8 protein-coding genes are annotated in these 12,997 nt (G+C 56.3%); all 8 read right to left on the reverse strand.

Annotation, left to right across the window (positions count from 1 at the left end; all coding sequences use genetic code 11):
* Positions 1-48: 48 nt before the first annotated feature.
* Complete coding sequence (locus C5Y96_RS19325) at positions 49-453, reverse strand: zinc ribbon domain-containing protein (RefSeq protein WP_105356820.1); 405 nt, start codon at positions 451-453, stop codon at positions 49-51.
* 314 nt (positions 454-767) lie between these two features.
* Complete coding sequence (nirB, locus tag C5Y96_RS19330; RefSeq protein ID WP_105356823.1) at positions 768-3,782, reverse strand: nitrite reductase large subunit NirB; 3,015 nt, start codon at positions 3,780-3,782, stop codon at positions 768-770.
* A 325-nt stretch (positions 3,783-4,107) separates the two neighbouring features.
* On the reverse strand, positions 4,108-5,790 hold the full coding sequence (locus tag C5Y96_RS19335; RefSeq protein WP_158261324.1) for a multiheme c-type cytochrome: 1,683 nt from the start codon (positions 5,788-5,790) through the stop codon (positions 4,108-4,110).
* Positions 5,791-5,904: 114 nt separating this feature from the next.
* Complete coding sequence (locus C5Y96_RS19340; RefSeq protein ID WP_105356758.1) at positions 5,905-7,083, reverse strand: DUF1573 domain-containing protein; 1,179 nt, start codon at positions 7,081-7,083, stop codon at positions 5,905-5,907.
* A gap of 42 nt (positions 7,084-7,125) precedes the next feature.
* A complete protein-coding gene (locus tag C5Y96_RS19345) occupies positions 7,126-9,384 on the reverse strand; it encodes an O-antigen ligase family protein (RefSeq protein ID WP_105356760.1) in 2,259 nt (752 codons plus the stop codon).
* Positions 9,385-10,551, reverse strand: a complete 1,167-nt coding sequence (locus C5Y96_RS19350) for an MraY family glycosyltransferase (RefSeq protein WP_105356762.1) — start codon at positions 10,549-10,551, stop codon at positions 9,385-9,387.
* A 92-nt stretch (positions 10,552-10,643) separates the two neighbouring features.
* A complete protein-coding gene (locus tag C5Y96_RS19355) occupies positions 10,644-11,180 on the reverse strand; it encodes a DUF4416 family protein (protein WP_105356764.1) in 537 nt (178 codons plus the stop codon).
* A 132-nt stretch (positions 11,181-11,312) separates the two neighbouring features.
* Positions 11,313-12,659, reverse strand: coding sequence for an outer membrane beta-barrel protein (locus C5Y96_RS19360; protein ID WP_158261325.1), 1,347 nt, complete (start codon positions 12,657-12,659; stop codon positions 11,313-11,315).
* Positions 12,660-12,997: the final 338 nt, after the last annotated feature.

Below are 12,997 nucleotides of genomic sequence, written 5' to 3' on the forward strand. Positions count from 1 at the left end.
ATAGGCTTCGGTAGCGATCGGAGATTCGAAGGGATTATTCGTCACGGCTTACAAAATCTTATCTAGCGGAAACACCAACTGACCTATGCCTTCATACAGCACGCCTATCTGGCAGATGCCGTAGGCGGCGATTGTAAATTGCGCGATTGCTGCCGCGGCGAACGTGAACTGACCGAGGGTTACCACGCCAATGCCAAACTGGGCGATCGTGATCATGCCAAACCCAAACTGGCCGATGGCAATCACGCCGTTCGCGATGACTGGTGTGCCGTTACGGCGATACTTGAACGAGATATGTAGCAAGGGAAGCCCGAACAGCCTGGTGCTCGATTTATATTCAAAGCCGTATCCGTCCCAGTGTTCGAGATACGGATACGGCGCTCCGCACTTAGGACACGCACGCGCGGACAAGCTCACTTCGTTGTTGCAATCACGGCACGGGGTAGTGGTCATCGAGAACACCACGAACAAGAAACGGGGAAGTCAACGCTTTAATGTAGCGATACGCGGGATAACTAACAAAGTATTCGTCTGGGCCAGAGAAATCTTGGGGCCAAGAACGAGGTATGCCTCACCCTGCCCATTCGCCTCGGAGGGCTCTAAGGTACAACGGCTGGGGTGAGGCAACGCTACGGCGTCGTCGTGTTTGCGTGACCAAGGTGTTTCAACAAGAGGCAGATGGGTGCGGTACGAATCGACATGCACTGTCGCTGGCGACAGTGACAAAACAACCCATCTGCCTCTTGTGATTATCGGAGAGCTGCCCCTCAACCCCCGATGAGTGCCATCTGGCGGCTCTTCTCGGCATCGCACGCTGAAATGCAGTGAAGCTTGGTGCCCAGGGTGGCGTTCAATGTTTCTTGTGGTGGAAGTTGCACGAAGACCGTTCCGTCTTCGACCTTGACTTGAAAGGTCTGCAACTTGAAGTCCTCGCCGGAAAGGCATTCGCCAGACTCGAGCGAGAAGGTCTTCTTATGCAGCGGGCAGGCGACTTTCGGGACCCCTCCGGCATCGCCAATAATGCCGCGCGAAAGAACGAACGCATTCTTGTGTGGGCACATGTTCTGGCAGGCATACCAGTCGCTATGCGTCGTCGCCCGGAAGATAGCAATTTGAACGTCGCCATACTTCACCGCGGCACCGCCGTTGAGCGGGAAGTCGGCCTCGTTGCCCATGCTTACCCAAGTAAGCTCTTCTTCGGCCGGCAGATCATGCGAGATTGTTTCGCCGTTGAGCCCTTTGAGCTCGACCAGATTGACGCTGTTATCAGGCCAGTCGGCAGGACGCTGTTGATCACGTTCGGTGATGATCTCGATACCCAGTTCGCTTTCGTCGGTGTTGACGAACTGCTTGAAGAAGGCTCGCTTCTCAGGGTCTTCAACGACCGTCTTCCACTCGCACTGGTACGTATCGACCAGCATCTGCATTCGGGCTTCCAGCTCTTCGCAGATGTTTAGCGAGTCGTTAATCACCACGTCGCGGATGTGGTCGAGGCCTCCTTCCATCTTCTCAAGCCAAACGCTGGTGCGGGTCAGCTTATCGGCCGTCATGATGTAGTACATCAGAAAACGATCCATGTACTTCACCGCTGTTTCTTCGTCGATGTCGGCGACCAGCAGATCGGCGTGACGAGGACTTGCTCCACCATTGCCGCAGACATACAGGTTATAGCCGTTCTCAGTCGCAATCAGGCCAACGTCTTTCCCTTGGGCTTCGGCACATTCGCGAACGCAACCACTCACGGCGAATTTCAGCTTGTGGGGGGCGCGGATCCCGCGGTAACGGTTTTCGATTTGAATCGCGAAGCCCACCGAATCACCAACGCCATACCGGCACCAGGTACTGCCAACACAACTCTTCACCGTACGGACGGCTTTACCGTAGGCATGACCACTCTCGAAGCCGGCATCAATCAGTTCCGACCAGATATCTGGCAGGTCTTGCACCTTGGCACCAAACAGGTCGACACGCTGGCCGCCGGTGATCTTCGTATAAAGGTTGTACTTCTTGGCCACTTGGCCCAAGACAATCAACTTGTCGGGCGTGATCTCGCCGCCAGCCACGCGCGGAACGACGCTATAGGTCGCGTCGCGCTGAATGTTGGCCAGGAAGCGGTCGTTGGTGTCTTGCAGGGTTTTGTGCGATGCTTCCAGAATATGGTCATTCCAGAGCGAGGCAAAGATCGACGCGGCGGCTGGCTTGCAGATCTCGCAGCCATCTCCCTTGCCGTGAGAAGCCAACAGGTCGTCGAACGTTTTGATCTCTTTGATTTTGACGATCTCGAACAGCTCTTGCCGCGAGTAGGCGAAGTGTTCGCACAGGTCTTTGCTCAGCGTCTTGCCAGCCGCGGCCAGTTCGGCTGTAAGGATATCGGTTACCAGCGGCATACAACCGCCGCAGCCACCACCCGCTGAAGTGCACTTCTTGACTTCGGCAGGGGTCATCAAGTCGTTGTCACGAATGGCCGCGCAGATTTGACCTTTGGTGACGTTGTTGCACGAACAGATCTGGGCGCTGTCCGGCATGCTCTCGGCACCACCCAGGGCGGAAGCACCGCCGCCGTTCCCACTGGTTCCCATTAAGTCGCTCGGGGAACAAGGTAAAGCATCACCACTTTTCGCGAAGACTGACAGCGTACCATACTCCGAGGCATCACCAACCAAGATGCCCCCCAGCAAAGTCTTACCATCTTTGCTGAACAACAGCTTCTTGTAGTTGCCCTGGAAGGGATCTTCGACGACCAGCGATGTGCTGACGTCCTCGCTGGCTTCGTAGTTACCGAAGCTGGCGACATCCACTCCCATCAGTTTCAGCTTGGTCGAAAGATCCGTTCCACTGAATTTCAGATCTTTGCCGCACAGGTTGCCAGCGACGATCTCAGCCATTTCGTAGCCAGGCGCGACCAGGCCGTAGATCATTCCAGAGTGAAGAGCGACCTCGCCGATGGCGAAGATTTTGGGATCGGACGTTCGCAGGAGATCGTCGACCGAAACACCACCACGCGGTCCGATATCGAGACCGGCTTCCTTTGCCACGTCGTCGCGTGGGCGAATACCGGCCGAGACGATGATCATATCGACGTCCAGTTCCGTGTCGTCGGTGAAGACCATCTTCTCGACTTTGCCATCTCCTTGGACCAGCTTGGTTCCCTTGTTCAAGTGAACATCGACCCCGAGCTCTTCGATCTTTTGCACCAGCAGCTTCGATCCGCGGTCGTCTACCTGGCGAGGCATCAGTCGCGGTGCAAACTCAATCACGTGGGTTTTCATACCCAGGTCGAAAGCCGCTTTAGCCGCCTCCAGGCCCAGCAGGCCACCGCCAATCACAGCACACGTTTTGGCCGTCTTGCCGTGTTCAATGATCTTCTCGAGGTCTTCGATTGTGCGGTAAACGTAGACGCCGTGCATGTTGATCCCATCCACCGGCGGCACGAACGGATACGAGCCGGTTGCCAGAACAACATAGTCGTATGCGATCTTGGCCCCTTTTTCGGAATAGACGACCTGCTTGTCGCGGTCGATTTTATGGGCTCGGTCACCCAGGTGCAGTTCGACGCCATGTTCCTGGTACCACTCGAGCCGGGCAATCATCAGCTTTTCCGCATCGCGATGGGCAAAGAAGGACGTCAGCCCGACGCGATCGTAGGCAGCTCTTGGTTCTTCGCAGAAGGTGACGATTTTGTATTGCCGTGCTTGATCGAAGTCGACGAGCTTCTCGACGAATCGGTGCCCGACCATTCCGTTGCCGATCACCACAATGGTTTGCTGATCGTCTGTCACCATGAGTTCGATTTCCTCGTTTAGGATGCACTTACGCAGTTTGCCGCCTGGTAGAACGCAAGCGGTGTGCCCAGCCAAGATGAGGAATCTTTTGTCGAAAGGGGCAGCCGTGTAACTGCTGTGACAGAAGGTACTTACAGGCAGCCGAAAAGAAAGTGGCTTCGTTTGGCCCACCCGTGGCGAAGAAATGACCGGCAAACAAAATCTTGCCTGCTGCGCGCCTGCGCAGGGCATTGCAGGCGTCTCTCGCAATGAGAATGGTGACAGCGAGCATCAGAAAGCCAGCCGCGGACAGAGTGCCTGCCTGCGGTGCGCGGCGGATCGAAGACTAGTGCTTGATTTCTTCCCAGTACTTCTCGAATGCCCCCTTCACGTGGAAGTCGGGGCTGTTGTCCAGGTCGTGGCACTTCAGGCACGTATCGCGGGCCGATTCCAGCGGCAGTCGCATCTGGTTGGCGAACATGGCGGTCTGCTCTTCGGTGAAGCCCCCTTCTCCATTCTGAGAGGCAACGTGATGCGAGCCTGGGCCATGGCAGTTCTCGCAGCCAACACTCTTCATGTTCGGGGTCGTTTCCAGACCCAGGTAACCCGAACGGTACGGTAGATAGAGTTCCGGATTCCAGCCGGTCACGTGACAGGCCAGGCACTCGGGATCGAAGTGACGGGGAACTTCAAAGCGTTCCGGCGGATGAACCAGCGTATCGGTTGCGTGGCTATGCTTGGAGTTTGCCCAGACTTCGTACGCTTCCGAATGGCACTCCTCGCAGCTTTCCGAGCCAACAAACGTATGGCCACTGTTGTGCGGTTGAGGGCGAATGCCTAGCCCGTCGAGGCCGAGTGTTTCCAATTGCTTCTGGTAGCTTGCCAATAGGCGAAGCATTTCTTCCGAGTCTTTGAAGCGAGCATCGAGGGCAACACGTTCGTAGCGGAAAGGCTGTTGAGGATCGTTGAAGAGGCCAACCACACCGACATACATCCCTTTGGTACCAACCTGGATCATTTGGGTATTGGTTCCTTCCACAATCTCAGGCTGCAGTGTGGGCTCCCCTGCCCCGCCGGCGGTCACCACAATCTGGAATCCTGGGAAGGCCTTGGCGAACTGTCGACTTTCTTCCAGCGAAGCATGGGAAAGCAGCACATACAGACCGCAGTTCTCTGCTTTCAATGCGTTCCAACTGGCTGCCAACTCTTGCATCGGATCTCCCATCTCGACTTCCGAGTTCGAGATCTTCTGCTGTTCCTTGGCACCTAGTACGCCGGTGATGCCGATTTTCTTGCCGCCAGCTTCCACGATCCGATGCTTGGGCGTGAAACCCAGCAGGCTGGCATTGCTGGAGATGTACTTGATGTTGTCGGGATCTTCCGAGGCAACCGCGGCGAAGACTTCATCCACCGAGAGTCGCAGGTCATCGGGGCCGAAGCTGACTGCTTCATAACCCATCTTCTTCAAGCCTTCGGCGGTGGTCTGGAACTTGATTTCTGGCTGGCGTCCGAAGCGACGGACCTGGTTGCCGACATCCAACGCCACCACATCCCAGCCCCGATCGTTACGCAATTGATTCAGGAAGGTCTGACGCCGCATCAGTCCCCCTTTTTGATTGTCGAGGCCTGTGCATCCGCAAGGCTCGATGTATCCGTGCTGCTGTCCGGTCAGAAACAATGCGAGCTGAGGCTTGTTCCAACCCTCGAAAAGTTCACGACGTGGGATCTTGGGCGATTCCTTCTCCTCTTCCGAAGCATCCATCATCGCAATCTCCGATGGCATCGCGATCGGTTGGACGCTCGAGTTCCCTTGCTGCCCCAGTGGCATCTCGGCACCGGTTTGGACAATCTCGGAATTTCTGCCTGGTGCGGCTTCGATCATGGGTATCGGCGCAGCCGCCCCGACGTCGACGCGATTTTTCTCGGGGGCTTGCAGAGCAGAGGATTCCGCCTGGCCGACTTCCGTAGATTGGCTGCAGCCAAAAGTGCCAGCTAGCAGGATGGTCGCTACCGAGAGAAAGGTGACCATATGGCCAAGTTCGTGACGCATACCATTGAGGGGGTTGTTGGTTCGATGAAGCGCTGGCCGATCCCATTTCAGCCTGGTGATCGGCTCTAAACGACATGAGTTACATCGAAGAATCTACTCGACTGAGAAATAAACACCAATATTGACCTCTTTGATCTCAGGGTGTCCTTCCACAGATAGAGCGATTTTCCCCAAATCCTTACGCTCGGGACCTAGAAAATTTCCTTCAGGTACGCCAGCAGGGATTTCTACCGTAAGAGGGATCTTACGAACGGTGCCGTTGTTTAGCGACTCCGGTTCGCCGACTTCGACCTTCATATACTTAGGAAATGTTTCGTCGAGTTTCACACTCACGCTGTCACGATGTGGACCTTTGATAATGAGGAACAGCTTCGTTGCAGCGCCTTCCGATTTCTTCAGTTTGTTCAGGTAGAGCAATGACTTGTCGCGGTCGTACTTCTTGACCGCGATGACCGAGATGTCACCGACGATGAAACTGGTGACGGGAATCTCAAGTTCCGGAGCGAACTCGCTGGTGGTATGGGCCACAATCGTATGGCGATTGGTACCCAGCGGCAGGCCAGGCTTCACTTCGACTTCCAGCAAGTACCCGGCCAGGGCTCCGTTGGCTTGCTTCAGTTCTTCTTCGGTAAGAGGTCGCTGGGTGACCGAGACCAGATCGGACTGCTCGCCGGTTACCGAAAGATCTTTGATCTCGAACGCGCTCTCCTTGTAGCTCAAAGCTTTGGTCGCTGCTTTGCGAGTTTCGCCAGCGGCCAGGTTGGTGAAACGGACTTCGGCAGGATCAAGGACGACGGCCTGGACAACGCTACCGGTGATCCGCAGTTCAAGCAGCGAATTGCGAGGATCGTTGGTCGCGATGCGGGCCGTCTGGGCAAAGTCTTCCTGGTACGATTTCGGTCGCCATTCCAACTTGATTTCGGTCGACTCGCCAGGAGCGACCTCCAATTTGTCTCCTTCTTTCAAGTCGGCCATGGTGCACTTGCAGGTAGTGCCTTCCATGGTCAGCTCAAGCACCCCTTGCCCCTCGTTTCTGACAATGAACGTGTGCTTGCCCACCGAGTTCAATTCCATGCGGCCAAACACAAAGACCGTCCCCCCTTCGACAACTGCCTGGGGGGCATCGTCCGAAATTGGAATCGACTTCCACGATTGATCCGGATCGGTAATCGGGCCGAAGTGATTGGGGAGCGAAGCATCGCGGTAAGCGATGCCATAACCGGCTGCGGAGCCAATTAGCAGACAAACAAGCAACAGGGCGATCGGTTTCATGGCACTGGTAAGGAAAAGAGAGGGGATGATCGAGCGAGAAAACTACCCTTCCATTGTACGCAAATTCTCAACGACTTGTTTGGCAGAAAGTTTCGGATCTGGGGCCGGCTTCTGGTTCTCGACCGTTTTCCAGGGGCCTGGATCGTGAATTTTCAGTCGATTGAGGTAGCGTTCAGCGTGGGGATTCAGTTCATCCAGTCGCAATGCCTCGTTGGCGTGGACAAGACTTTCTTCTTGCAAACCCGCCAGATGTAGGGCCCAGGCCAGTTGGGCATGGTGAATGGCCCTGTTGGGGAACAGACGCGTCGCTTCGCGGAAATGGTCGATCGCGGCGAGCAAGTCGTCGGGGTTATCGGATTGGCGATAAATGTCGAGCAGCCACTCGCCGGCGGAATTGTGCAGGGGAAACGAGTGCCCCGCACGCTCGAACGTTTTGGCCAGGGCATCCTCAAAGCTGTCCCGCAGCGGCTGCCGGACCTCGAGGCTGGCATCTGGGTTGTTCACCCAGCCTTGGAAGTAAACGCTGGCCAGTGCGGACGGGCCTTCTTTGCTCCACGTATCGGCCGCCGTCGCCATCTGGGCGTGCTGCTGCATGGCCTGCCAGTCACCGCGCCGTGCGGCCAGCGTCGAGAGGCTCATCTGCGTACGTCGCGCTTGCGAAGGTTGAATCCCCCACAGCGTCACCACCATGAGGCCAACCGCCCCAACTCCCAGCGGAAGGAGTTTCCTTGGGGTATCTTCCAGAATAATGCTCGGCTGGAGGGGGGAAGCAATTGCCGCAAGTAAGAAGAGCGAACCAGCAACACTTGGAAAGCTGATGCCCCCAGCCGCTAACAGGTCAATGGTCAGAGCGGCCACCGCAATGCACAGCCACAGACGCTGGTTCTGCGCGATTGGCTTGCCCCACAAGGTCATTGCGACCAGGCCTGTGGGAAGGATGCCCACAAACAGCGGCATGAAGTCAGGCGGTACTTCCTGCATGATCATCTGCAGCAGTGGCGCGAAAACCAACGCCAGCCCGGCACCAAGCCACAGCGGATATGCGGAGCGATTGTCCGCGTCGTCAGCAGGAGGCTTCGGCGTGGCTTCGGTGGGCTGAGGATCTCGGGCGATGCTTAACGTCCACAACACCATCGCGGCCACCAACAGCAACAACGCCGGCGTGCCCGCCGAGGCCCATACTTCAAAGATAAAGTTGTGAGGGTCAGCGACCGTTTCGCTGGCCATCGGCAGCATGAACTCAGGATAGTAGCCTTGAAAGTTGGAGAGCCCGCAGCCAAATATCGGGTGATTCGCGATAATTGCCGCTGCCCCTTGCCAGTATTGAAGCCGGTAGAGCACCGACTTGGGGGCTTCGCTCAAGACCTCGACATCCAGCACGCCGGTAACGAAGCCCAGCATGAACAGGCCCAGGAAAACCGTCAGGCCAGCGGCAGGAATCACCCACGAGACGCGTCGACCGATCGACGTTCCGTAAAGTCCCAATAGGCCTAACCCAAACAGGGTTGCCAGCCAGGCCGTGCGGCTCTTGGTAAGCAGAAGGCAAATGCCAACCAGTGCAATCGCAACCGCCAGGCCAGCGATACGCTTCCAGTTTGTCTCAGGGGAAAACGAATTCTTCAGCCAGCCGATCGAAACCAAAATCCACGGCACGAGAAAGCCGGCCAACGAGTTGGTCAGCGTGAAGGTGGCGACCGGTTCGGTGCTGTTCAAGCGACTCTCGAACAACGCACGTATCGGATTGCCAGGCGTCGGATCGATGCCGTTATCCATCAGGATCTGCTCGGCGTTTGCCGCATAGCCGGCACGCTGGGCCGGCATTTCGACCAGGTATTGATAGATGGCAAACGAGGAAACGAAGACCGCCAGGCAGAGCATCGCCGAAAGCAACGCATGCCGCTGCGCTTCGGTGACCACCCATTGTCGAATCAGGAAGTAAGCGATCAGCACGCTCGCATAATCCCAGTAGCTGTTGAACGCGGCCCGCAGGTTCCCTTCCCCGGCGACAAACCAGGTCGAAATAGCCAGCCAGACGAGAAACCCTGCCAGGCAGGTTTCGGTCCAACTCCAGCGGACTTCGAGTTTGGGTTTCATGAGCGCCGTGGCACCCCACAACACCAGCAGCAGGCACCACGCCACGGCTAGCCATAGTTCGGCTCCTCGTTCGGGAGATCCTTCACTGGAAACCAGCGGTGTGACGACGGCTAGAAACGCGATGCCGGTTCCGACGAGGCTGGGCAACAGAGACGAGCCAGAGGACTCGTTGGATTGACGCCGGTTTTGCTTTTGCTTGGATGCCATTTACTCGCTTCGATTCCGTTCTTTCCGACGAGCCGCCTTTTCGATCAAAGCGATCAGGCAGAGAACACAAAACACCAAAAGTAAAACAAAAATTGCCCCAATCCAATCGACCATGTGCAAAAGCAACGCGCCCAGGCCACAGGTCATCGTCAGCAAGTAAATCACCATCACGGCGCTCGTCTTGCTGAAGCCCATCTCGACTAGCCGATGCGAGAAGTGGCATTTGTCGGCCTGAAACGGGCTACGTCCTTCACGAATACGAATGTAAAGCACCGTGATCAGGTCATACAGCGGCACGGCCAGTATGCATAGCGGCGCGAGGATCGCATGTTGGCGGTTGTTTTCGTAGCTGCCAAATGTCGCCAGGATGGTCATCACGGCCATGCAGAAGCCAATCAGGTAGCTACCGGCGTCTCCCATGAAAATCTTCGCGGGAGGACGGTTGTGATAGAGGAAGCCGAGAATCGAACCGGTTAGCACCAGCAGAAACCCTCCGACAAAGAGTTGAGGTCCGGCAGTGGTCGGATCAGGGGCCAATAGCAGCACCGAAGCCAACATGAACGAACCAATCCCGGCAATCCCAGCCGAGAGCCCATCCATGTTGTCGAGCATGTTGAACGAATTGATCAACGCCACGATCCAAAACAGCGTGACGATTTCTGGTATCCAAGGAATCTCGACGAAAAAGCTGAGCTTCCAACCGAGGAACCAAACCACGGTCGCGGCTACCGCAAATTGGACGGCCAGACGAACTTTCCAGCCCAGCCCCGTCAAGTCATCGAGCAGACCCACGGTGAACAGCACCGTTGCCAGGGTTAATAGTGTCCACAGCGACACGGCTTTCTCTTGATAGCCGGCCAGGTGAGGCTGGGCGAAATCCCAGCCCCGCTGTAGGAGACCGGAACTGAAAGTCATGTCGGGGTGGTTCGACGCGTACCAGACCAGGGCCTGAGCGATCGCAAAGGGGACGACAAGCCCGACCCAAATTCCGATGCCGCCCCCAAGTGGCGTGGGAATCACGTGTACTTTGCGTTCGTTCGGCAGATCAACCAGGCCCAGCTTGGGTGCCCAGCGGCGCACCAGCGACGTCGTGATGAGTGACAGAATCAACCCCGGCAGCATGGCCGCGACGATAAAAGCAAAGGCAATGCCAGGGCTCCAGGTCACAGTTTTTCCTAGGCAAAAGAGTTAAGGATGGAAGAGGAACGATTCCATTCTATTTAAAAAGGGGGTGAATCGTAGACCGCCCTGTTCGCTTTCTAAGAGGCCATCTGCTGGCGAAGGTAGGCCCGGCAGCGATCGAAAAACTCGTGATACTCGGGCCGCTGGTAGTCGGGATAGGTCCAGGGCCACGAGGTCCATGCCTTGCGACGAAAGTGAAGCGTGACCTCGGCGTAGATACCATCTCGCAAATAAATGCGGTGATCACGATCCTTGGTGGTCGCCAGGACCAGCTTGGCCTCGGAGATGTAGCCGGGGTCAAGATTCAGCGGACGCTCTTCCGGCCACTGGCCCTTTTGGGCGTACGTTTCTTCCCAACTGTTGGACGTTCGTTTCCAGTCTGGCAGATCGCCGGGAGAGCGAAGCTGAGAAAATGCCCAAAACTGCTTGTATTGGCCAGGCCCCATTTCCTGATCGTAATAGGTTGTTTCGGTCAGCAGGAAGGGCTCGCTGATCAGGGCGATCTCGCCCCACTGGGCTTCGGCTTGCTCCCTTCCCCACTCCAGTGCTGCCGGGTAGCGACTAAACGCGGCGATGATCGGCAAGATTTTCCGCGGCTGTTGGATTTCTCCCACTCGGGATTCTCTTTCGAAGGGGTTGAGAGGGGACGGAATGAATGATCCCGTTATCTTACAAGAAATAAAAATGCCGCGGATGTTTCCATCCGCGGCACTTTTGTAAGCGTCTTTCGACTTTCTCTTTACACCTTAGAAGGTGAAGATAGCGTCGAAGCCGTAGAACACACAGTCATCGTGCGTGCCTTCAGCGTATGGCGTGCCGCCGTTGCCGTAGATACCGTCGAACTTCTCTAAGCGAACTTCGGGACGAACGATAACATTGGCGTTTGGCTTCCAGTTCAAGCCAATGGTCGTGGCGTAGTAGCTACCTGGGCCGTTACCGACGCGGGCACCGTCTTCGTCACAGAACCATTCAGCACGGATACCAGCCGACCAGCAGTCGTTGATTTCCTTGAAGAAGTACTGGTTAACACCGTACCAGTAAGCAGCTTCGCCAGGGATGTTCGTCTGAACGCCCAAGTCGTGCTGGAAGACGTAGCTGTAGCCACATCCCAGGTCATGAGTCAGCACGAAGCTGTTCATGTAGATGTTACCACCGTTGGTCTTGCCCCAGTCACCGGCGTTGACGGCCCAAGTGAAAGTGGTGCTGTCGGACAGGTCGCGGCTGATACCACCGAGGAACGTCGCTTGACCTTCCCAGTTATCAAAAGCCGTGTCCCAACCTTGAACGTAACCGCCCCAAAGCGTGGTGTCTTCGATACCGCTGTAGGTAGCGAGGATACCGCCGTGGGTGAACGGTTCGCCGTAATTCATCGTGTAGGCGTAGCTGGTGAAGAAGTTAGAAGGAGCTTGAACCACTTCGTAACCAATGATGGTGTAGAAGTGACCAACCTTAACTTCCCAGTCGCCCCAAGCAGCGGTCAGGTAAGCCTGTGGAATGGCAGTACCGTACAGCTGTTCGCCGTCAGCGGTCGTTGCCGAATCCCAGTCGTTGTCCCAACGGTTGCGGTTGCCGTAACCGAAAGCTTGCGTGTCTGGACCGTCAGCACCGAAAACGGCGTCAACTCGGTAACCCAGATCGAAGCAGTAGGTTTCAGCGTCAGCAGCCTTTTCGGCGTACAACCAAGCTTGGTTCAGCGTGGCAGCATTCGAGATTTGACGGAAGGCAACCGGGGCGTTTCCGTTGTTGGTGTTCACACCACGGAAGTTGCCATAGTAACCACCCGAAATCCAACCACCGATGGTGACACCGCAGTCGTTTTCGCCAAACAAGGTCCAGGCATCGCCGTGTTCACAGCAACCGAACCAATCCATACCGCCACAGCAGCTGTCGCTGTAGCAGCCACAGGTCGAACCACAGGTCGGTGCGGCATCGCAGCCACAGGCTACGTCCGTCGCACAACCGCAATCGGAAGCGATTGCGTTGTAGCTCACCTGGCTGGCGTCAAAAATGCCAGCTTCCTGAGCCGAAGCGACGGTCGAACCGCCGACCATCATTGCGGCTGCCAACATGGCGGCCTTCCAATCCATTTTCATCGTAAAACTCCCTCCAATTCCCAGGAATTCGTGAGCGTCCATAACGCGAATTACCCAACCCGCCGCTCGGATGCCTAAACGCCCTTGTCCATCGGGGCGGGTAATAAACTTACGCTTCCCCATCGAACCTCTTTTTGACCTCGTTGGTGACTCGCCGGTCAGGGCGAAACCAGGAGATCTATCGCCGCCAAGGGGCACGATAGGAGGTGCGTAGCGTCTCGCAGCTAGTCCAGGTTTAGTTGGTTTATCGATACAGACGCTGCGGAAATTGAGTCCGCTATATTCTGCCCGGTAGCTTTGCCATATCCAAAAAGATGACCTGGATTGCCTAGGCTTAC

The sequence above is a fragment of the Blastopirellula marina genome (genome assembly GCF_002967715.1).
Taxonomy (GTDB): Bacteria; Planctomycetota; Planctomycetia; order Pirellulales; family Pirellulaceae; genus Bremerella; species Bremerella marina_B.